Below are 21,648 nucleotides of genomic sequence, written 5' to 3'. Positions count from 1 at the left end.
TTAACGTACCTCGCCGGCAAATACATAACCGGCACCGTGTGCAGTCAAAATAAAGTGCGGATTAGAGGGATTGTCACCTAGTTTTCGTCGCAGGCGCCCGACCATAACGTCCACGGAGCGGTCATTGGGTGTCCATTCACGATCATGAATTGCATCCATTAGCTGGTCACGTGAAAGGATAGCGCCAGGTGCGTAAAGCAGTGCGCTCAGTAACTTAAACTCGCCTTCAGGTAGTCGCTCCTCAATACTGGTGGGAGAGGTGAGCAAGCGTTTATTTGCATCTAACACCCAACCTTCAAATGTCCACTTTTGAGTGCTCTCTTGCTGGCGAGCCTGTTGGCTGTCTTTGACACGCCATAGTAAATTTTTTGCTCGTACTAGCAACTCGCGTGGGTTAAAAGGTTTAGTGACGTAATCGTCAGCTCCTAGCTCTAAACCGACGATCCGGTCAATTTCATCGCCTTTACTGGTTACCAGAATAATGCCGACGCTGGAGACTGAACGCAGTTCTCGAGTGAGGGTTAGTCCATCTTTACCGGGCAGGTTGATATCCAGTAGCACAAGGTCAATCTGCTCCTGTTGTACTCGCTCACACAGGTTATCTGCTTGTTCTGTCTCGCTGACGAAGTAGCCTTCTTTTTCTAGATAGCTAGAAAGAAGCGATCGTGAGGCAAAATCATCTTCAACAATCAGTATTCTATATTTATGGTTTGTGTGACTAGTCATAGAGCAGAGTTCATCCGGAGGCTTTGTTTGAGTCTAGCAATGCAGATGAGTAAAGAAAAGCGAGCTCTTTTCTTGTTGATTATTATTATAATTCTTTTATATCAATTAGTTATATTTGTATTTTGGCTGCTTGTTACATCCCGTTACATTTAACAACAAAAGACTACATATAGCCGGTACTTTATTTACATGGGAAGCGTACTTTATCTAGACCCCATCCTTGATAGCTTAAAGCTTGAGCTGTATGAATGGATAACTATAAAAATATCACCGAAAGTCAGGAGTGATAGTCTTGAAAAAACCAATGATGAAGCGAGCACTATATGTTAGTGGCGCTATAGCTTTTATGGGTCTTTCCAACGCGGTTGTAGCGGTGGATGGTGAGAGTGTTATACAAGAAAAATGTTTGCTGTGTCATACCCAGACAGGCAACCCTGAAGCGCCATATTCACGCATAAGTCAGCAGCGAAAAACACCTGAAGGCTGGCAGATGACCATTAACCGTATGCAACGTCTGAACGGTTTAGTTATTTCGTCAGATGAAGAGCGGGCCGTGATTAAGTTCCTGTCTGATACGCAAGGTTTGGCTCCCTCGGAATCAGCACCGCACCGCTACGTGTTGGAACAAAAGCCGAATGTGGTAGAGAACGTCGATCCTGCTTATGCCGAGATGTGCGCGCGTTGTCACTCTAATGCACGTTTTGGTTTACAGCGCCGTACCGAAGATGAGTGGAAGCTACATGTAAATACTCATATGGCGATAAACCCGACCACTGAGTTGCATGCGTTGGCACGAGATCGCTCTTGGTACGACATTGCTTATAACGATGTTACGCCTAAGTTAGCAGCGGACTATGCCTTTAATGATCCGGCTTGGAAAAAATGGCAGCAGATGTCAAAGCCAAAGTTGGCAGGCAGCTGGAGTGTTGCAGGCTTTATAGCTGGCAAGGGTAACTACAGCGCTACATTGAACATTACTAACGTGTCCAAAGATAACTTCTCGCTCGTGATGACCGGGCATTATGCTGACGGTAGTCCCCTGAAAGGAAGTGGCCAAGCGAAGGTCTTTTCTGGGTACGAGTGGCGCGCTAGCTTAACGCTTGATGGTGTGAAAATGCGCCAAGTAATGGCAGCCTCAGAAGACGGCGCTACGCTAACCGGCCGCATGTACCAAGCAGCGCATGATGAGATTGGTGGTGAACTGAGCGCGGTGAGTGGTAAAGCCATTGTTGCATTGTCTCCTTCAGCTATTAAGCAAGGCGGACAACAAGAAGTCACTATCATCGGTAGTGGCCTCAAAGGTGATATTTCTTTGGGTAACGGTGTTCAGGTTGTGAAGGTGTTGTCGCGTGATGCTGACCGCGTTGTTGTTTTGGCAAAAGCATCATCTAGCGCTTCTGTGGGCTTACGTGATGTTGCCGTTGGTGCAACTAAAGCAAACGCACAACTCGCTGTGTATGACAGTATTGCTGCCATTCAGGTAACACCTAATGAGTCCATTGCGCGTATTGGTGGCAACGGCGGTAACTTAGCAAAAGTACAATCGACTTACCGCGCTTTAGCGTTTAGTGCGGGTAGCGATGGAAAGCCCGGTACCGAAGATGATATGCGTTTGGGTTACATGCCCGCTCAATGGTCACTACTGCCATTTGATGAAGTGGCTGAGCATGATAATGACCTGAAATATGCCGGAACAATTGACGGTAACGGTATCTTTACCCCCGGTGATGCTGGCCTGAACCCTGAACGTAAATTCTCTACAAACAACGTGGGAAATCTGAAAGTGATTGCTCAGGTTGCTGATGGAGATAACAAGGTTGAAGGCGAAGCGCATCTGTTAGTTACAGTGCCTACTTTTATCAAACGCGCCATTCAGTAATTGATCTAGTGATAGCAACGGTTGAAACAAATCGACTGCCAATAACAGCTATAACCAATAAAAAGAAGCGAGGCTGACATGGGATCTTTAACGCTGGTAAAACCAAACTTACATCTGGTAGATGTAGAGGCGCGGCGCATGCTGTTCCATGTACCTACCAGTGGCCTGTTTGAACTGGATGATTTGAGTAGGGAGATGATCGAACTATTCTCAGATCAGAAGGAGGTTTCTGCCCCACAACTTCGAGAACGCTTTGATGGCCGCTTTAGTGCTGCTGATGTTGTCGATACGTTGGAAGAATTTAAGACGCTTAAAATCGTTGCGGATGCCGATACGGTTTCTGCCAATCAGGCGCAGATAAATATCGAGCCACAGCCGGTGACTCAGTTTCCATTGACCACCATCGTATTGAACACCAATACAGGCTGTAACCTGAGCTGCACTTACTGTTACAAAGAAGATCTGACCACCCCATCTAAGGGTGACAAGATGAGCTATGAAACAGCCGTGCAATCGGTAGAGATGATGCTCAAGGAATCTCCTGACCAGCGCCAGTATAACGTGGTGTTTTTCGGTGGTGAGCCACTGAGCAATCTGCCATTAATTCGCAATGTGGTGGCGTACTGTGAAGAGCGCTTTGCCAGCTTAGAAGCCGATGTCAGTTTCACCATGACGACCAATGCCACCTTGCTCAATGAGAAGCTGGTGGACTGGTTGAACGAGCACCGCTTTGGCTTGACTATCTCGATGGACGGACCAAAAGCGATGCACGATAAAAACCGCATCACTGTCGGTGGTCAGGGCACTTATGAGGTCGTTAAACAGAAAGCACAAATGCTGCTTTCTCGTTATAACGCCCGTCCTGTGGGCTGTCGAGTGACGTTAACTCGCGGTATTACTGATGTTGAAGCGATTTTTGATCATCTGTATAGCGAGTTGGGTTTCTCTGAAGTTGGTTTTGGCCCCGTAACATCAGGCGATATATCCTCGTTCAACCTGACTGGCGACGAGATGGTTGAAGTGTTTGAAGGCATGAAACGCTTAGGTAAAAAGTATCTGGCAGCCGCGCTTGACGGCAAGAATATGGGATTTGGCAATATGCATATGCTGATGACCGATATTCATGAAGGCAATAAGAAACAGCTGCCTTGTGGTGCCGGTGTTGGTTTATTAGCAGTCGATACTAAAGGCGGTGTAAATCTTTGTCACCGCTTTACCGGCTCTGATCAGGCGTTATTTGGTGATGTGAGTGAAGGGCTGGATAAACCTGCATTAGCAGAGTTTATTGAAACCCGGCTAGATCGTACTGAAACAGGCTGTGAAACCTGTCGTATCCGCAATATTTGTTCTGGCGGTTGCTATCACGAAAGTTACGCAAAATACGGTGATGCGACCGTACCTTCTTACCACTACTGTGACCTGTTACGCGATTGGGTCGACTTCGGTGTAGAAGCGTACACACGCATCATGCTAGAGAATCCAGGGTTTTTTGAAGCCCATGTCTCTCCAAGAAGGAGTGCTTAAATGAAACACCTTAAATCTTTCAATAAGAAAGCGAAAATGCTCGACCGAACAACGTCACCTGATGAAGTTGAAGAGGTTGTAGCGATGCAGTCTGTGGTGGGCTGTACGTCTACCAATGACCCGGGTTGGGAAGTTGACCCTTTTGGCGGTTTGGGCTCATTGTGCCAGCCCATGGAATCTGATCTGTATGGTTGTGCTGATGCTTGCTGGTGGCCAGCTCAGGTGCCAGATACGATTAGCCAATATCCGGATTGGTCACAAGATGTATCTAAAGCTAATGAAGACTGGCGCAAGCTGGACGGCATTTTCCCAGAAGAACAGAAGTAACGGAGGCGCAGATGAAATTTTTAAAGATGTTAAAAGCGGCAGCGTTGCTAGGTGCTGCAGGTAGTAGCGCATTGTTGTCTGGTTATGCCGTAGGCGACACAGCACAAGTGAATGGTATGAAGGCCGGTGGCCATGAATATCTGTTGACGATGAGCCGCCCTAACCAATTACATGTCATTGATACTGAAACAAAAAAGCTGATACGTAGTTGTGATGTACCTGGTACTTTTGGTGCGGGAGCCGTTTTGCCTTCGCCGGATGGCCGCATCGCTTATGTACTCTCGAATAAAGTAGAAGATGTTTACGGTTTTGATATTACCGATTGCAAAATGGTGTTCTCTGCTAAGCAATCTCAGAACGGTGAGCGGGTTAAAACCTTCGTATCTTTAGCCATTAGTGGTGATGGTAAAGAGCTGTACACAGTACAAAACCCGACGCGCAAACTAAATGACCGTTATGAAGTGCTCGCGCCTCGCTTGGCGGTGTTTAATACAGAAGACGGACTGGATGCTAAATCAGTACGTACCTTCCCCGTTGATCGCCGTATTACCAAAATCATGACCATGAAAAATGGTGAAGTGATTTTGGGTGGTGCCGATATCAAAGCGATTAATCCTGCCAATGGTGAAACCCGAGTGCTAAGCGCGTTGCAAAACTGGGCGCGTGGTGCTGACTGGATACCACCGGATGCTTTTGCCATGTTTACTCAAGGTGAGCATGTAGGTGAATACATCATGCCGTACTTCACTATCAAGTGGAACGGTGATCCCGGTGACATGGCAAAAGCTGAGTTCTGGTGGGGCATGAGCCGCATAGATGTGGCTACCGGTGAAGTGGATGAGCGAGAAACCGTGCCGTTTGAGTTTATAGTGTTTAACTGGATCACTGACCCAGCAGACAGCAATATTCTGTATGGCTCATTCAACCAGCTATCCAAGCACGATATCAGTAAAAAGAAGACCATAGCGGTTAAAGATTTGGACCATACCTTCTATAGCATCAATATGGATCGTGATCGTACTATCTATATCGGTGGGACTTCTAGCGATATCTCAGTGCATAACCCTGATACGTTAGAGAAGATTGGCTCGATTCAGTTACCCGGTGATATGACAACGTCTGATCTGCGTATTGCGCGCTTATTGTAGGGCGTGTAACGTCGCGGGTTAACCCCTTCTTTTAGAAGTAAGTCTGGGTTTACTAGACGAGTGTAATAAGGGCTGTCTGATGACAGCCCTTTTGTATTTTATTGCAGTATTGGTGTGATGAGATGGCTGTTTAAATCTGCAAAAAAGTGGAGATATCATGTTCAGATGGTTGAGTGCCGCAATTGACGGTAAGGGTGGCGACCGTTTAGAAGAGGCGTTTCGCTGGCTTTATACGTTTGTTAAGCCTCAATCCAGAGCAATAATGGGCTTAATGCTATTGTCGGTATTAGCATCAGGCATGGTGCTGTTTCAACCTTGGCTTACAAAAACACTCATCGATGATGGTTTAATTGCCAAAGATTACGGCACGCTAGTCAGCGTTGCTTTATTAATGATCTCGGTGGGTATTGTTAGTACGGCGTTATCAGGTGTGACTCGCTACTTACATACGCGTTTATCGGGCCGCATTCTTTTTGCATTGCGCGATAATCTTTACCATCACTTGCAAACACTATCGCCTACCTTTTATGGCAAGCGCCGAATTGGCGATCTTCTTTCAAGACTTGACGGTGATGTAGCCGAAATCCAGCGCTTTGCCGTGGACAGTATGTTTTCTGCTGTGAGCAGTGTTTTAGGTTTGGTCGGTTCTGTTGTCATGCTGTTAGCATTATCGTGGAAACTGTCGCTATTAGTCGTGATTATGATTCCGTTAGAGGTGCTGTGGTTACGTTGGATGCGCCGCAAGGTTGAAGTAAGGGTGCGTACTATTCGTGAACGCTCAGCTGATTTGTCGAGCTTTTTGATAGAAACACTACCCGCCATGAAATTTATCCAGTCGGTCGGCCAAGAGCATCGTGAGCGGGAACGACTGAGCAATCTTAATGAAAACTATCTGAGTGACTTGCTAAAATTGCAGGTGACAGAATTCTTTACTCAGGCGATACCCGGTACGTTAACATCGCTAACGCGTGCATCTGCTTTTTTAATCGGTGGCTATTGGGTGATAGAAGGTAGCTGGCAACTAGGCTCGTTGATCGCTTTTTCTACCTATCTAGGCATGGCTGTTGGCCCGGTAAACAGTTTATTAGGCTTGTATGTAGCGATTCAGCGAATGAGCGTTAGCTTAGGGCGTGTAAATGAGCTGCGAATAGAGCAGCCAGAAATCCCGTTTGATGCGAATTGGCAACCACTACCGAATAACATCAAAGGGGAGTTACAGTTTAATAACCTTAGCTTCTCATACCCTGGCCGTGAGCAGCTGATTTTATCCCAAGCGTCGGCGAGCTTACCGGCAGGCAGCAAGGTGGCACTCAGTGGCCGATCCGGTGTAGGAAAATCAACATTAATCGACCTAATGCAGCGCTACTACGACCCCCAATCCGGCAGTGTTTTGTTAGACGGTATTGATATTCGTACCATTAATCCGCTAGAGCTACGTAAAACAATAGCGGTAGTGAGCCAAGATATTGTTCTGTTCAGAGGCACACTACGTGAAAACATTCGTTATGCCAGCCCTCAAGCCAGTGAGCAACAAGTTGAAGCGGCAGCTGAACAAGCCCAACTACAGAGCTTAATTGCTGAGTTGCCACAAGGCATCGACAGTATTATTGGTGAGAGAGGGCAGCAGCTCTCTGGTGGGCAGCGACAACGTATTGCTATTGCCAGAGCCTTGCTACAAAACCCCGCTATTTTGGTATTAGATGAAGCTACAGCGGCTGTTGATGAAGCAACCGAAGCCCAAGTGATTGATGCAGTGGATAAGTTGTTTGCTGGTCGTACACGCATCTTAATTAGCCATCGTGCTTCAACACTCGCGGGTGCTGAACAACGTATAACTCTGGAAAATGGAAAGCTCATTGCCGGTGAGGGCTTCACAGCATGAGCGAATCTATTGATGGCAGTATGCAAGCAAGCATTCGCGTCGGTATAGTTGATAGCGGATTTCGTGTGGACCAACAAGACTGGGTTGAAGATGGCGCCGCATTTATACTGCACGAAGGTGCATTGTGGATGGATGAGCCCAGTGAAGACCCAATCAACCATGGGGCGCGCCTATTAGATATTATTCATCACCATGCACCAGAAGCACTTTTTTATGTTGCACAGGTGTTTAATCAACGTAATACCACCACAGCAGCACAGGTTGCGGCGGCGATTGACTGGTTAGTGAGCCAACAGGTACGCGTGATAAATTTGAGCTTAGGCTTACGTGATGACCGCCCCGTTTTAAAAGAAGCGGTTAATAAAGCGTTATCCGCAGGTGTTATTTTATGCGCATCATCACCAGCTAGGGGCGAGCCGGTATATCCATCGGCTTATGAGGGTGTAATAAGAATGACCGGAGATGCGCGCTGTGCTTTGGATGAGATATCATGGCTTAATACCCAGTATGCCGATTTTGGTGGACATGTTTTAGGCTTTGATCAGCAACAGCAAACAGCAGGGGCGAGCCTTGGATGCGCACATATGACAGGCCATATTACTCGGTTATTACAGGCTTTACCGGATGCGAACTCAGAGGCTGTGATTAAAGCCCTGCAACAGCAAGCGAATTATAAAGGCCCAGAACGCAGGCTATCGTGAGGCGTTTAGTGTAAAAGCTGCTAAGTTAACAGACAGTCTGATTTTCAATATCCTTATTCATTTGGAGTCATGTTTATATGGCAGCGGTAGAAGCCACCTATAATGTAGAAGACACTTCCATTGTTATTCTTGGTGCAGGGCCTGCGGGTGGTGCGGTTGCTCTGGGTTTAAAAAAACTGGGTTATACAAACATCACCATAGTAGGTGAACCACGCCAATTTTGTGCGATGGAAGGCGTTTCTGAGCGTGTAGTCGATGGCTTGCGTGGTGCTGGCTTTAGCCATGCCTTAGAGAAACTTCCGCCAGCATCAGCGCGTTTTGTTACTTGGAATGGTGTTACCAGCCAAGCCAATACCGAGCGCTTGATTGACCGTGCGGCATTTGATGCGGCCATATTAATGGACCTTGCGATGCAAGGCATTCATGTTATCCAAGGCCGTGCAGGAGAAGTAATATCTACATCCACAGGGCATAACATCAGTGTTGAATCTTCAGGACAAAGCATACAACTGGATGCCGACTTTTTAGTAGAAGCTAGAGGTAGAGCAGCCCCTGCTGCTAAACTTAAGCGCTTGCGTGGTGCTGAAACGGTTTCAATTTTACAGTATTGGGAAGGTGAACCGGGAGAGCGCCAGTCGGCGGTACAAAGCTTTGAAGATGGCTGGGCATGGATGGCGGCTGATGAAAAAGGCAGACGCTATTTGCAACTGACGTTTGATGTGGCCTCATCCATACTGCCTGAAAAATCCCGTTTAGCTGAGTTTTGCATTGAAAAACTAAACACCTTAGAGCAAGCACAACCTTACCTTGCTAATGCGACTTCTACCGGCGAGATACATGCGCGCACCAGCACACCTATATTATGCCAAGAAGCGGTAGGTGATAACTGGATCAGAGTAGGCGATGCGGCCATGGCTGTTGATCCGCTATCCGGTAATGGTATTTTCCAAGCGCTGTCATCATCACTGCAAGCGCCTGCCGTAATCAATACACTGCTACGTGAACCTGAAAAAGCGCTGTTAGCTCAGCGGTTTCACCAATTACGTATAACAGAACTCTTTTTTCGTTTTGCTCGTATTGGGCGCGACTTTTATGCCATGGAAGAGCAGTGGCAGGAGCAGCCTTTTTGGGAAATACGTGCCCAATGGCCGGACAAACAGCCCATGCATCAGTCATCTGATATAACCCAGTTGCGCGTAAAAACATTGCCCGTGGTTAATCAAGGTTTGATTGAGGCAGTAGATGTAGTCACCTCGCCAGATCAGCCATTAGGCGTGTGGCATCTTAATGGCGTTCCGCTTGCTCCTATCATACTGGCATACCAAAGCAGCCCTGATGAGCTAGCCGTCATACAAGAACAATGCTTAGCTATGCAATTAAATGAGCAGCAACAAAGGCAGGTGCTGCAATGGTTAGTGGGGCAGGGCGCGAGTTTTAAGCATCTCGATCACAGCCTCAACGAACGAAATACGGTGATCAAATAGTGCTCTGAAATCTTGAAAAACTATCGAGTATTTTTTGCTCAAATATACAGTGTATTTAGGCACGAGCGGTATTTATGCCTGTTTTAGATAAAATGTACCGGGCAAAGTGCTTGTATTGCTCTATGTGCTGAGTTAAAAATATAAGTAAATCAGATAGATGGATGTTTTGCATGGGTAGATATACGGAGCACTTTTAAAAGCTTCTGTATATCAATTGTTAATACGCATGCGCGGTTTGCCACGGAAGGCGCTTCTATATCTCTAAATATTTTCCTTCCTTTTCAAACAATTACATCTACTTTTAATTAATAACGTTGTGGGTAGATACACGGACCCCCGTATATACAAATGTTAAATGGCCTTGCATAACCTCAGCTTCAAACTGCGGAGAAATACACTAACTAATAAGGAAGTTATAAATTGACAACAACATTAAGAGAAGATGCTTTAAAATTCGGTAAAATTAAAGAAGTTGACGGTGCCGCAATTATACTTCATGCAGATGTTCTAGAGCGCGAGTTTCAAAGTATAAAGCACTGCGCTGAGGTTGGTGCTTATGTTAACTGTGGCGGAGCGCACGGTAATACAATTTGTACTATAAGCAAGGTTCAGATCACTGAAATAGAGAAAACAAAAAGAGCGATAGATGGGTTTGAAATAGTTAGGGAAGAGAGGAAAGTAGTAACGCTTTCAATATTGGGTTGTGCTATCAATGGTAAGTTTAATCGAGGTACCAAACGACTTCCTACAATAAATTGCGATACATACTTTCTTAGCAGTGACCAAGTAAACCAATTAATAGGCATAGACCTAGAAGAAGACAAAGAGCACTTTTGTGTTACCGATGCAAACGATGACGATCAAACATATTTAAACCTAGATAAGTTAATGGGGCGACATACTGCCATATTAGGTACAACAGGTAGTGGTAAAAGTTGCACTGTCGCATCGATAGTTCAGTCGATATTATCAAGCTATGAGTGCCCTAGAATATTGTTTTTTGATATTCATAATGAGTACCCTTCGGCATTTGGCTATAACACTGAAGCACCAGGCGATAGCTTTAAAAATAGGACAAATGCAATTCCTTGGAATGAGTTTACACTCCCATATTGGTTTTTAGATTTAGAAGAGTTCTTTGGAGTTTATAATCTTGAGCCTGGATCTAATCAGAAAGCTATAATAAAAAGGCTTATTACGAAACAAAAAGAAAAAGAAGCTAAAAAGCAAAATATTGATGGTGTAGTAGTTTCTGCAGACACACCAATATTTTTCAATATTGATACTCTTTTAGATGAAATAGTAACTGAAAAGGACTCTCAAGGTAATGCCACTGCCAAGAAACCATATGAGAGTATTATCCTAAAGCTCCAAGCTATTCGACATGATACTCGTTACTCATTTCTTCATAGACAAATTGATAATGAAACCTCAATAGTCGAATACTTTGAATTTATATTAGGCTTAGCTGAATCTGAAGCATACTTAAACATATTAGATTTAAGTGGCTTGCCAGCAGAAGTAAGAGCTGTATGTGTTGGTGTTATTTCAAGATTGTGTTTCGACTTTAAATATTGGGATTTAGACCCTGAAAACATTCCTCTTAATTTAGTGTTAGAAGAAGCTCACACTTATATTCCAGAAGAAAGCGATTCAAAGTTCAACATAGCAAAAGAACGGGTTGAAAGAATTGCTAAAGAAGGTAGGAAGTACGGTATTGGTTTGACAGTTGTTACTCAACGCCCATCAAATGTTTCTACGACAGTTTTATCGCAATGTGGTACATACATTGCTCTTCGACTTACCAATGATCTAGACCAAAACAAGATTAAAAGGTTGTTGCCAGATACATTAGCTGGTCAAGTCGACTTCTTACCTAGCCTTAGAGACGGTGAGGCATTTGTTTCTGGAGACTCAATTAATTTACCAAGAAAAGTTCAATTTAGAGAGCCTAACCCAATGCCTAGGAGTAATGATGTTAGGTACCATAAATCTTGGAAGTTGGGTAAGCCATCTGGTTATTCACTAAAGTCATTGGTAGATTCTTGGCATAAACAGGATAAATCCAAATGAAAATTGACTCTATAAAGCTTTGTGGTTGGCGCTCATATGATTTAAATGGCGTCTATATAAGTGGCTTAAAGTCAATTAACCTAATAATTGGACCAAATAACTCAGGGAAATCTAATCTAGCAAAATATTTTAATTACTTAAAAAGTATAGCTAGTGAAAAGCTGTCTACTGGAACTGCGATTTCAGTTGCCACTGAACTTGATGAAAGCCAAACATGGGATTGGGGAAAGGAAAAAATTAACTGCGAAATATCACTTTCAAACGATAATGTCTTTACGAAGGATGATAAAGTTTCTTATACGGTAGATGAGAATAAAGTTACGCTAGATTGCTGCCATGATGTTAGCTCTAACACATCTATTTTAAACATGAAGGTTAATGGCAAGCCGATTTTCAATGATAGTAATTTAATCTGTTCTGATTTGGAAACAGATAAATGGATAGACCCGACTGATGATGTGGCTGGATTTAGTGATAATGAATTCTACTGGAGTAGCTTCTTAAATTCATTGGTATTTGTTGACCCTATTCGACACCACTCGCGTAATTCAAACAATGAGCAAAGCTACTATTTTGATGGCGCAAAAATTATTGAAGAACTTGATAAGTTAAGACTCGACAGAGCAACTCCATCAAACTGGGCTGGATATAAAAAGCAAATTAAGCAGTGGCTAACCGATATTTTATCTGAGCAGGTAACTAATATTGATGTTGTAAAGAAGGATTTAAATCTTGAGTTTGAATCAGGCCTATCTTTTTCTTTAGATCAGTTGGGCACTGGTGTCTCTCAAATAGTGATGTTGCTATCACACCTTTGGATCAACAAGGATGTTAATTTAAACGTCTTTCTAGAAGAGCCAGAAGCTAATTTACACCCAGAATCAGTAGTTAAACTTGTCAGTATTTTCGAGAAAGAGTTAGTTAACCATAGATTCTTTATCACTACTCATTCTCCATCCCTTATTGACTGCCTAAATGAAAACTGGGCTGTGTACAGAACTTTAAAATCATCCAATGGCGCAAGCTCAATTACTCCGAATGATAATGTAATCAAGCATTATGAAACATTAGATTCACTGGGCGTAAAAGCTTCTCAAATACTTCAAGCCAATACTGTTTTATGGGTTGAAGGGCCTAGTGATAGGATTTACTTGAAAAAACTGATTGATATATATTCTGACGGAGAACTGAAAGAAGGAAAAGACTATTCCTTCTTATACTTTGGCGGTACAAACTTAGCTTCTTTCACAGCACTAGATGATATTGATGAGAATCTAATTAACATTTTGAGTACCAGTAGGAAGGCATATTTGATAGCCGATTCTGATTGTTCTTCACAAACAAACCGAGATGATGGAGCTTTTAAAGCTTATCTAGGTTCTATGTTAGGTAGGCTTCAAGCAGCTAATGCTGATAATGCCGGTTTAGATTCAACTGTAGAAGACTATGTCAAAGTGTGGATTACGGAAGGTCGTGAAATTGAGAATTATATTTGCAAAAATCTATTCTTTGAAATTTTGACGAGCCAAGGTTTCAAACGTGAATCAATTGGCAAGGGAGATAGTCGTAAGGGGCTGGAGTTAAAATCAACTCAAGCTTCTGATTTTATATTTGAAAAATTTGATTCATTCGATAAAGCTATTTCCGATTGTTATCAATATCAAGATGCTACCCAGCTAGAAGAATCTTCATTGAGTAATATTTCTTTAAGTTATGCAAGCAAAAAAGTACCTATTGCCAAAGCGGTAGTCGATAAACTCGATAAAACACATTGTTCGATGTTTGACTTGGAGAATAAAATTAAAGATTTAGTTGAGTTTATTCGGAAATAGTTTGGTTGGTATCGGCTATTTAACAAGGCCATTAAGTCGGATTCGTAACAGCTTGCTCGGTTCCACTTCGTTTCACATTTTAGCAAGCTATTACTCACCGCTTATGGCGGCGTTGGTATGACTCCCACTGTCAAGTTCACCCGCACTCATATATGCTTTTTCTTTAAAGCTTTTTTCTCAAAATAGGATGAGTTAACACATCGAATGAGGTCGGTAATGTCGTCGGTTTTCATGCTGGTATTTGTAGCAACGACCTTCAGCCTATGTTCGAGGATCAACTACTTATCTAGTTGCCTTCATTCGTTCATATTTCTATTGATGCGTTTCCCTCAACAATTGAGCGACAGTAGAGCTCAGCCCAAAGGAAAGGCTACCGCATGGTAGAAGCGGCTTTAGGTGGTATTGATGAGGTCAGCTCTAAGACATTTGAGATAGAGCTTTTGTGAAGATGATTTGTGTAGCTGAGCATACGGCGTGTTTAGTTATGAATAAGTAGTATACGCTCGTATAGTTAAGCTTTATATTCTCTGCTTTATCAAGAACAGTATTTCAACAGGTGATTAATTTATGAAGTTTAAGATGGCTAAAGGGTCGTTGTTCGCCGTGTTATTGCGATCCACGTGGTGGTATAGCGTACTCATTGGTCTGTTCACTCTATTGATCAGTGTGGCTGTGACAGATGCGAAATATGTGATTTTGAGTATTAGCGCGTCAATGCCGTTTTTTTTAATAGGCGGCTATGCTGGATTTAAGCAATGGCAGCAACCTTCACAAAAACGGGTGCTGGAAGTCTCTGAACAAGCGAAACAAATGTCGGCAGTGAGTATCTCTGAAAAAATAGCGGCTAACTATATAAAAAGCGGTTACCAGTCGAGTGCGTTTAATGGTAAAGATGCTGATCTAGAACTTGTCCGTGGTCACCAAAAGCTGTTGTTGTGCAGTAAGCGATTTAAAGCGGCGAATACGGGAATAGAACCGTTGAAACGGTTAGTGGCAGCTGGTGAAGCAATTGAGGCAAGGGGCTACCTTTATTTGACGCTGGGTGAAGTCTCAGCCTCTGCACACAATTATGCTCAAGAGAATAATATCGAGATAATTGAGTCGAATAGACTCGCTGTGTTGTTTGATGGCAAAGCGAAAATTGACTGAAGATCAGGATGAAAAGTAATGAGAAAGTATCAACGGAATGACCGCTCTGAAGGTCCGCTCACAGGTTTCCTTATGGGCCAGTTAGCGGCTGCTTTTTTTGCTGTTCCAACGGCCGCTTTATTGTGGTTTGCAACCAATAAATATCTCGCTATCTGGGGAGCGGGTGCTTTTATTGGCTCAACCGGATTTTGGCTTATTATTGCTTTATTCGCATGTGTTTCTATTTTCTTACCTAGGCTTTTTCCTGACCTTTTGGAAAAAGTTTGGCATGGAATAATTAGGTTCGAGCAGTGGTTTTAAAAAAGATAACAAACCACAAAAATTTAACAGTCTTCATCCACACAGCATTCTGCCTGTAAAAAGCTGATAACCGAATTTAACTGTTCATATTGAGCAACACAAAACAGTGTTCGGCCTTCTCTACGTTGGGTAATTAAGCCCGCTGACTCCAAACCTTTTAAGTGATGTGAAAGTGTTGATCCGGGTATCTCCAGTTTTTCTTGTACCTCACCAACGGCAATACCTTTTCTCCCTGATTTAATCAGCTGCCTATAAACGGCCAGGCGAGTGGGGTGGCCTAATTCTTTTAGCGCTTTTGCTGCTTGGTCAATATTCATATATTGGTCTCTTATAAAATATATTTCCATATTACTAGAAATATATTGATAGTAAAGTTCATATCTTTTATATTTCGACTATTCCGGAAATATAGAGATAAGACAATGACTATTACCTTTGAAATGGTGCAAGAAAGTCTAGGTATGTTTGCCTTCCTGGCAGTCGAGCTGACAATACTCTTTTTATTAATAAGCTACATGGTCGGTGTACTGCAAGAATACATCCCACCTGCAAAGATACAGGCAATATTGAGCGGCAAGAATGGTAAGGGATACTTTGTTGCCGGTTTATTAGGGGCTATCACTCCTTTTTGTTCATGCTCAACAATTCCATTCTTGAAGGGCTTATTACGAGCTAAAGCAGGGTTCGGCACTATGATGGTGTTTCTATTCGCCAGTCCGTTATTGAACCCCATCATCATCGGTTTATTTGCTGTTACTTTCGGTCTGCAGGTCACTGTGTTCTATTTTGTAATGGCCATGGGGGTTTCTGTGGTTGCCGGTTATAGCCTAGAAAAACTTGGGTTTGAGCGCTTTATTAAAGCTGAGGCTTATATCGAACCAAAAGCAACAGGTTGTGGCAGTGTTTGTGGGGGGAAAGTATCCGTTAATAAGTGGAAGTCTATTGGGTATGTAACGTGGGCTGATTTTAAGAAAGTCTTACCTTATCTGATGGGAGGTATTGCCTTAGGTTCTCTGATATATGGCTTTATGCCGACTGAGTTTGTGTCTGCTATGGCCAGTGATGACAACCCTTTTGCTGTACCTGTTGCGGCAGTCATTGGTATTCCTTTATATATTCGGGCCGAAGCTGTCATTCCATTAAGTGCTGCTTTAGCCGCCAAAGGAATGAGCTTAGGTGCTGTGATGGCTCTTATTATAGGCAGTGCAGGCGCGAGTCTTACTGAAGTAATCCTGCTGAAATCGATCTTTAAGAACCAGATGATTGCTGCTTTTTTAACGGTGATTATTACTATGGCGATCAGCTCTGGATATCTTTATGGGTATGTTTTTTGAGTCGAGCCTGTTTTTAATTTCTATTTCACTCTAAATCAGATGCCGTTCATATGAATGAGACGGCATTTAACTTGTCATGAGCAAGGGCCATTGCCTTGTCTATTTAGCGTTTCGTGTTTATTACAAAATATAACCAATAGTTATGTATCTAACTCTCAATGAAGGATTGTCATAAAAATATCTTTTAGTTGTCTTCGTTCGTTCATATTCTCTTTTTATCCTTTTCGCCAATGATTTGAAAAATGCTTTACCGGTACGACAGTGCCGGTAACTGATCTGGCGGAATGATATGTCTGATAAAGTAATACTGGTCGTTCTTGATGGGCTTGAGTACAACACGGCTGCACAGTGCATGGGTTTTTTGCATGCGTTAAAAGAACAGGGCAAGGCAACACTGTATAAATTACAGTGTGAGCTGCCGTCGATGTCTCGGCCATTATACGAGACCATTCTTACGGGCGCGTTGCCTATCGACAGCGGCATTGTGCATAACCATGTAGTGCGCAATTCTACTCAAACAAGTGTGTTTAGTTTGGCGCGGGAAAACAGCTTAACAACGGCAGCTGCCGCGTATCACTGGTTTAGTGAACTCTATAATTGTGCTCCGTATGATGCGGCAAGGGACCGTTATACAGAAGCGCCTGAGCAGCTTATTCAGTATGGTTGTTTTTACCACCAAGACCATTATCCCGATAGTCATTTATACCTCGATGCTGAATGGCTGCGCCGTAAATACGATCCAGACTTCCTGTTAGTACACCCCATGAATATTGATGATGCAGGGCATCGTGCTGGGTTTGATAGTGCACATTACCGCAATACCGTTCGTCATTCTGATATGTCACTGTCTTATCATCTGCCTGAGTGGATAGCCGCGGGTTATCAGATTTTAATTACTGCTGATCATGGTATGAACAGTGATAAAAGCCATGGTGGAACCTTACCCGAAGAGCGCGATATTCCTCTATTTGTTATCGGTGAGCGCTTCTCTCACAGCGCGGGTTGCTCTCCTGCACAAACAGAGATCTGCGGTGTGGTGTGTGACCTTTTAGGCATACAAAACCACGCTAAGCCTGTAGCAAACGGTCTGTTATGTGAACAGTTCTCTTATAAAGGAGCTGCATAATGGCGTTAGCTATTTTTGACTTAGATGAAACGCTAGTGGCAGGAGATAGTTGCTCGCTATTTTGTCAGTTTTTGCTAGCAGAAGGTGTGGTGGACAGTGAATTTGTTGAACGTGATCAGCAAATGATGGCTTTGTATAACGCAGAGGCACTCGTGTTAGATGAGTACATCAGCTTTTTTACTGAGCCACTGCGCCATTTAAGCATAGTTACCATCAACGAGATGATGCCGCGCTTTGTTGAGCAGTATATTGCCCCACGTATTTATTCTGAAGCACATCAAATTTTAGAGAGCCAAGCAGCGCTCGGGAATCGCTTACTGATTGTGTCGGCAACCGCTGAGTTTATTGTTAATGCGGTGGCGCGCCGCTTGGGCGTATCAGATGTTTTAGCCATTCGCTTGGCGAGTGAGCAGGGTTTCTACACGGGCAAGATTGAGGGTGTTCCAACCTTTAGGAAGGGCAAGGTGACCCGGCTGCATAGCTGGTTAGTCGAGCATGATGAAACCTTACAAGGCGCTCAGTTCTACAGCGACTCTATTAATGATCTTCCCTTGCTAGAGCTGGTTGATTACCCAGTTGCAACAAACCCAGACAAACAGCTTTTGCAGATAGCCACGCAACGCAACTGGCCAGTTCTTAACTGGTCATCTCATCACTTATTACCCCCGCAAACTGACATTACTGCGTTTAAAGCGAGTAATTCATGTAGCGACTCATTTAATGACCAATCCGTTCAACACTCAACCATTCAGGAAGTAACTCATGTCTAAATTTCTGATCGCCAGTGCAGTAGCACTTATCTCAGGTAATGCAGTAGCGGCGTGTCCGACTGTAGTCGGTGCTGATGCAGGTGGAACTTACCCTCATATATTTGAAAAAGCGGAATTTGAAAGTCTACATGGCTGCCAAATGAGCTTTAATGAGAACCCGGTTATAAAAGCGCTTAATAGCCGTATAGCCGGTAATGCAGAGTTGCTTTCGCTCGCTAAGCGCTTACCCGAAGAGCCATTAGTGATTGCGCCGTACCAGAGTATTGGTCTGTATGGTGGTGTGCTGGATGGTATTTCTAAAGCGACAGAGTCGGGCACATCTGATCTATTATCGGTTCGCCATGTGAACCTAGTACGTTTTAGCGATGATTTGGCAACGGTCGTGCCAAACGTGGCGAAGTCTTGGAAATGGAACAGCGATTTCACAGTACTTAAGGTTAACCTGCGTAAGGGCCATAAGTGGTCAGACGGTAGTCCCTTCACGGCTGAAGATATTGCTTTCTGGTACAACAACATGCTGATGGATAGTAATATTATCGAGAAGCCAAAAGATCGTTTCTTGTCTGCGGGTAAAGCGATAAAAGTTGATGTGCTGGATGAAACAACCGTGCAGTTCACTATGAACAAACCTGCACCGGGCTTTTTAGATAACTTTGCTCAAGACTACGCGCAACCGTTCCAGCCTAAGCATTTGTTAGCTCAATTCCACCCTAAGTTGAATAAAGACGCTGATAAAAAAGCCCAAGAATTAGGCTTTGATAATGGTTATGCGGTTATTAACTTTTACTACGGCCAGTCTGATTGGAAAGATATTCCAACGCCTTTGTTAAAAGACAAAGCCGCTTCGGATCGCTTAGTTAACGCCGGTTTAACGGCCATTATGCCATCTCTAGAGTCTCACTTGGTTGTGGAAGAGTCATTGGAAGGGCGCAGTCTAGTGGCTAATCCATACTTCTTCCAAGTCGATACGGCGGGTAACCAGCTGCCTTATATTAACGAGATCAAAGAAGTTTTCATCGGTGATGAAGATATTCAAACCGCTAAGCTCATTGCAGGTGAAGTGGATTATAAAGCGCAGGCCGTTAACTTGCCGCAGGCCCCTGTATTGCTAGAAAATAAAGGGCAGGGTAAGTATGAAATTGCACTACGTCCAACGATTGCTCAGACAACATTTGCTTTCAACCTGACCGATAAAGATGAAGAGAAGCGCGCGGTATTTAACGATATCAATTTCCGCCGTGCCATGTCGGTAGCGATGAACCGTGGCCAGATTAACGAAGTGGCTTACTTCGGTTTGGGTAAACCCATGCAATACACCGGTTTTGATGCGGATACTACGCCGTTTGTGACTGACGAGTTACAGAAAAGCTGGACACAGTTTGATCCAAAAATGGCCGCTGAATTGCTGGATAAAGCCGGTGTTGTTGATAAAGACAACGACGGTGTGCGTGATCTTCCTTCAGGTAAAAAACTTGAGTTAAATATTCAATATGCAACTCAGGGCACGCCGACTGAACTGGCCGAAATCATTGCCAATAATTGGACAGATGTGGGTGTAAAAACCACCATCAAAGAAGTGACCTCTGATGAGTATCGTAACTCGCAAACAGCTAACGATCTGAGTGTGCTTAGCTGGGTAATGGGGCGTCCGTTGTCAAATATTGCCAGCAACATTGAAACGCTGGTTCCTCCTTACGGTGGTTTCTTCGATTTGCGTACAGGCATGTTGTGGTCACAGTTCCTTGATACTAATGGTGCTGAAGGTGTTGCACCGCCAGCAACTGTTGCTCAGATGCAAAAGTTGGCCGCTCGTTTTGTGACACTCAAAGCGGGTACGCCGGAGTCTAACGAGCTAGGTACAGAGATTGCTCAGCGTGTGGTTGATGACTTGTTCATTATCGGTACGGTTAAAGCCGTATCTCCGGTTTACCGTAGCCGCTCTCTGGGCAACTTTGCCGTACCTAAAACCTCTTCATATGAGTTCTATCGCATGTACCCATATCTTGCTACTCAGTGGTTCTTAGGTAACGAAGACATGGCTAATAACTAATCGTTTCAAAGATTAGAAAAGGGAGAGGCGTTGCCTCTCCCTTTTAGGAAATGAGGCTATTTTAGTTATCCGAGTTTGCTAACCCCATTCTAGGGGTATGTCCGCCAGACTAGGGCTATCAGTGGCATAGGGTTAACAAGTTCTGTTTATGGAGTCCGGTTGTGATTGCCGATTTTTTTACCAACACTTGGTTGTTGTGGGTTTTACTCAGTGTGGCTGCTTTTTTGTTTTGGCGTAGCCGTAGCAGCCAGTACTTCCATTATGTGCTTAACCGTTACCTGTTGGCGTTAATGACGTTACTGATTGTGAGCGGTATTGTTTTTTCACTGATGGAAGTTTTACCTGGTGATTGTGCTGAAAAGTACATTGCTTACAAAAACACTCAGGGCGAAATTATCACGCAAGCCGATATTGCTGCTGAAAGATCACGTATGGGTTTGGATCGTTCATTAGTGGTTCGCTGGAGTAGCTGGATTACCGATCTAACATTAAGAGGTGATCTTGGGTTTAGCTGTGCCAAGCGCCAGTCAGTCAATATAGCGCTGGGTGATCGCTTTTGGATGAGCTTTGGGTTTTGTATTGCCGGTTTAGTTTTTGCTTATTTAATTGCGGTTCCTTTTGGCATTCTCTCGGCTTATATGATCAATAAACCATGGCTAGATACGAACCCGCAGCATAGCCAAAAACAACGTCTGATTAACTCTCTTGGCTTGAGCTTTAACAAGTTGCTGGACCTTAAGCTACGCGTGATCAGTTACCTAGGATTGGCATTGCCTAATTTCTTATTAGCGCTAAGCATCATTCTGCTTTACGTATTTGCAGGTGAACCCGTACCTACGGGGTTGTTCTCCGATCAATGGAGTAATGAACCTTGGTTTGGTGCGAGTGGCTTTCAATACGCTAAGTTAACTGATTTTTTGAGCCACATCTGGCTACCTATTTTTGTTATTGGTTGGGCCGCTACCGCGCTGCAATTACAAACAGTACGCGCTTTAGTCGTCGATGAATCCAATAAGCTTTATGTCGATGCTGCTCGTGCTCGCGGTGTGCATGGTATGAGTTTATGGGCGGGTTACCCGGTGCGTCATTCCATTAGCCCGCTGTTTAACAGTATCGGCTTCGATTTTCAGCGAGTGTTTAATGATCTACCCATCGTAGCGGTGGTTATCGGCCTTACTGACTCAGCAGCATTATTGATTGAAGCACTGGCCATGACGAATGATCAGGAGATGGCCGCAGCAATTCTCTTTCTGGTGGCTCTGGTTGTTATCTCAATGAATTTTATGACTGATATTGTTCTGGCGGCGATCGATCCGCGAGTCCGTAAGAGTGTACTTGGATAG

At 43.9% G+C, this 21,648-nt stretch carries 18 protein-coding genes; 16 read left to right on the top strand and 2 right to left on the bottom strand.

Annotated elements, in window-relative coordinates:
* Positions 1 to 726, bottom strand: a complete 726-nt coding sequence (locus tag NEJAP_RS12850) for a response regulator (RefSeq protein ID WP_201347617.1) — start codon at positions 724 to 726, stop codon at positions 1 to 3.
* A 283-nt stretch (positions 727 to 1,009) separates the two neighbouring features.
* Here NEJAP_RS12850 and peaA point away from each other — a divergent pair, with 283 nt between their 5' ends.
* The 11 genes from peaA (at position 1,010) to NEJAP_RS12795 (ending at position 15,025) form a co-directional block, all read left to right on the top strand.
* Positions 1,010 to 2,605: a quinohemoprotein amine dehydrogenase subunit alpha gene (peaA, locus tag NEJAP_RS12845; RefSeq protein WP_419197824.1), complete on the top strand. Its 1,596-nt coding sequence runs from the start codon at positions 1,010 to 1,012 to the stop codon at positions 2,603 to 2,605.
* A 78-nt stretch (positions 2,606 to 2,683) separates the two neighbouring features.
* Positions 2,684 to 4,129 (top strand): quinohemoprotein amine dehydrogenase maturation protein, encoded by a 1,446-nt coding sequence (gene peaB, locus NEJAP_RS12840; protein ID WP_201347616.1) that lies wholly within the window; start codon positions 2,684 to 2,686, stop codon positions 4,127 to 4,129.
* Positions 4,130 to 4,456 carry a quinohemoprotein amine dehydrogenase subunit gamma gene (gene qhpC, locus NEJAP_RS12835; RefSeq protein ID WP_201347615.1) on the top strand — a complete coding sequence of 109 codons (327 nt, stop codon included), beginning with the start codon at positions 4,130 to 4,132 and terminating at the stop codon, positions 4,454 to 4,456.
* Positions 4,457 to 4,467: 11 nt separating this feature from the next.
* Positions 4,468 to 5,604: a quinohemoprotein amine dehydrogenase subunit beta gene (peaD, locus tag NEJAP_RS12830; RefSeq protein ID WP_201347614.1), complete on the top strand. Its 1,137-nt coding sequence runs from the start codon at positions 4,468 to 4,470 to the stop codon at positions 5,602 to 5,604.
* A 157-nt stretch (positions 5,605 to 5,761) separates the two neighbouring features.
* Entirely contained in the window at positions 5,762 to 7,486 is a 1,725-nt protein-coding gene (locus tag NEJAP_RS12825; protein WP_201347613.1) for an ABC transporter ATP-binding protein, read from the top strand.
* Positions 7,483 to 8,187 carry a S8 family serine peptidase gene (locus NEJAP_RS12820; protein WP_236590928.1) on the top strand — a complete coding sequence of 235 codons (705 nt, stop codon included), beginning with the start codon at positions 7,483 to 7,485 and terminating at the stop codon, positions 8,185 to 8,187. The genes NEJAP_RS12825 and NEJAP_RS12820 overlap by 4 nt, the downstream gene beginning before the upstream one ends.
* Positions 8,188 to 8,264: 77 nt before the next feature.
* Positions 8,265 to 9,671 carry an NAD(P)/FAD-dependent oxidoreductase gene (locus NEJAP_RS12815; RefSeq protein WP_201347612.1) on the top strand — a complete coding sequence of 469 codons (1,407 nt, stop codon included), beginning with the start codon at positions 8,265 to 8,267 and terminating at the stop codon, positions 9,669 to 9,671.
* Between the two features lie 420 nt (positions 9,672 to 10,091).
* On the top strand, positions 10,092 to 11,744 hold the full coding sequence (locus NEJAP_RS12810; RefSeq protein WP_201347611.1) for an ATP-binding protein: 1,653 nt from the start codon (positions 10,092 to 10,094) through the stop codon (positions 11,742 to 11,744).
* Positions 11,741 to 13,576, top strand: coding sequence for an ATP-dependent nuclease (locus NEJAP_RS12805; RefSeq protein WP_201347610.1), 1,836 nt, complete (start codon positions 11,741 to 11,743; stop codon positions 13,574 to 13,576). Before NEJAP_RS12810 ends, NEJAP_RS12805 begins: the two co-directional genes overlap by 4 nt.
* 567 nt (positions 13,577 to 14,143) lie before the next feature.
* The gene (locus tag NEJAP_RS12800) at positions 14,144 to 14,725 is read left to right on the top strand and encodes a restriction endonuclease (RefSeq protein WP_201347609.1); all 582 of its coding nucleotides are present in this window, start codon (positions 14,144 to 14,146) and stop codon (positions 14,723 to 14,725) included.
* Between the two features lie 18 nt (positions 14,726 to 14,743).
* On the top strand, positions 14,744 to 15,025 hold the full coding sequence (locus NEJAP_RS12795; protein ID WP_201347608.1) for a hypothetical protein: 282 nt from the start codon (positions 14,744 to 14,746) through the stop codon (positions 15,023 to 15,025).
* A 23-nt stretch (positions 15,026 to 15,048) separates the two neighbouring features.
* Here the strand turns inward: NEJAP_RS12795 and NEJAP_RS12790 are convergent, their stop codons facing one another.
* Entirely contained in the window at positions 15,049 to 15,342 is a 294-nt protein-coding gene (locus NEJAP_RS12790; protein ID WP_201347607.1) for an ArsR/SmtB family transcription factor, read from the bottom strand.
* A gap of 105 nt (positions 15,343 to 15,447) precedes the next feature.
* On the opposite strand from NEJAP_RS12790, the gene NEJAP_RS12785 reads away from it, so the two are divergent.
* The 5 genes from NEJAP_RS12785 to NEJAP_RS12765 all read left to right on the top strand — a co-directional run bounded on the left by NEJAP_RS12785 (position 15,448) and on the right by NEJAP_RS12765 (position 21,648).
* Complete coding sequence (locus NEJAP_RS12785; protein WP_236590927.1) at positions 15,448 to 16,359, top strand: permease; 912 nt, start codon at positions 15,448 to 15,450, stop codon at positions 16,357 to 16,359.
* Positions 16,360 to 16,648: 289 nt separating this feature from the next.
* The gene (locus NEJAP_RS12780; RefSeq protein ID WP_201347606.1) at positions 16,649 to 17,485 is read left to right on the top strand and encodes an alkaline phosphatase family protein; all 837 of its coding nucleotides are present in this window, start codon (positions 16,649 to 16,651) and stop codon (positions 17,483 to 17,485) included.
* Entirely contained in the window at positions 17,485 to 18,255 is a 771-nt protein-coding gene (locus NEJAP_RS12775; protein WP_201347605.1) for an HAD family hydrolase, read from the top strand. Before NEJAP_RS12780 ends, NEJAP_RS12775 begins: the two co-directional genes overlap by 1 nt.
* A complete protein-coding gene (locus NEJAP_RS12770) occupies positions 18,248 to 20,305 on the top strand; it encodes an ABC transporter substrate-binding protein (protein ID WP_201347604.1) in 2,058 nt (685 codons plus the stop codon). Before NEJAP_RS12775 ends, NEJAP_RS12770 begins: the two co-directional genes overlap by 8 nt.
* A 161-nt stretch (positions 20,306 to 20,466) precedes the next feature.
* Positions 20,467 to 21,648: an ABC transporter permease gene (locus NEJAP_RS12765; protein WP_236590926.1), complete on the top strand. Its 1,182-nt coding sequence runs from the start codon at positions 20,467 to 20,469 to the stop codon at positions 21,646 to 21,648.

The sequence above is a fragment of the Neptunomonas japonica JAMM 1380 genome (assembly GCF_016592555.1).
Lineage (GTDB): Bacteria > Pseudomonadota > Gammaproteobacteria > Pseudomonadales > Balneatricaceae > Neptunomonas > Neptunomonas japonica_A.
This window is presented reverse-complemented; position numbering and strand designations above follow the sequence as displayed.

What these genes read in the sequence shown, in the direction of transcription:
- NEJAP_RS12850 (WP_201347617.1), bottom strand. Translation starts at nt 726, where the DNA reads ATGACTAGTCACACAAACCATAAATATAGAATACTGATTGTTGAAGAT.
- peaB (WP_201347616.1), top strand. Translation starts at nt 2,684, where the DNA reads ATGGGATCTTTAACGCTGGTAAAACCAAACTTACATCTGGTAGATGTA.
- qhpC (WP_201347615.1), top strand. Translation starts at nt 4,130, where the DNA reads ATGAAACACCTTAAATCTTTCAATAAGAAAGCGAAAATGCTCGACCGA.
- peaD (WP_201347614.1), top strand. Translation starts at nt 4,468, where the DNA reads ATGAAATTTTTAAAGATGTTAAAAGCGGCAGCGTTGCTAGGTGCTGCA.
- NEJAP_RS12825 (WP_201347613.1), top strand. Translation starts at nt 5,762, where the DNA reads ATGTTCAGATGGTTGAGTGCCGCAATTGACGGTAAGGGTGGCGACCGT.
- NEJAP_RS12820 (WP_236590928.1), top strand. Translation starts at nt 7,483, where the DNA reads ATGAGCGAATCTATTGATGGCAGTATGCAAGCAAGCATTCGCGTCGGT.
- NEJAP_RS12815 (WP_201347612.1), top strand. Translation starts at nt 8,265, where the DNA reads ATGGCAGCGGTAGAAGCCACCTATAATGTAGAAGACACTTCCATTGTT.
- NEJAP_RS12805 (WP_201347610.1), top strand. Translation starts at nt 11,741, where the DNA reads ATGAAAATTGACTCTATAAAGCTTTGTGGTTGGCGCTCATATGATTTA.
- NEJAP_RS12800 (WP_201347609.1), top strand. Translation starts at nt 14,144, where the DNA reads ATGAAGTTTAAGATGGCTAAAGGGTCGTTGTTCGCCGTGTTATTGCGA.
- NEJAP_RS12795 (WP_201347608.1), top strand. Translation starts at nt 14,744, where the DNA reads ATGAGAAAGTATCAACGGAATGACCGCTCTGAAGGTCCGCTCACAGGT.
- NEJAP_RS12790 (WP_201347607.1), bottom strand. Translation starts at nt 15,342, where the DNA reads ATGAATATTGACCAAGCAGCAAAAGCGCTAAAAGAATTAGGCCACCCC.
- NEJAP_RS12785 (WP_236590927.1), top strand. Translation starts at nt 15,448, where the DNA reads ATGACTATTACCTTTGAAATGGTGCAAGAAAGTCTAGGTATGTTTGCC.
- NEJAP_RS12780 (WP_201347606.1), top strand. Translation starts at nt 16,649, where the DNA reads ATGTCTGATAAAGTAATACTGGTCGTTCTTGATGGGCTTGAGTACAAC.
- NEJAP_RS12775 (WP_201347605.1), top strand. Translation starts at nt 17,485, where the DNA reads ATGGCGTTAGCTATTTTTGACTTAGATGAAACGCTAGTGGCAGGAGAT.
- NEJAP_RS12770 (WP_201347604.1), top strand. Translation starts at nt 18,248, where the DNA reads ATGTCTAAATTTCTGATCGCCAGTGCAGTAGCACTTATCTCAGGTAAT.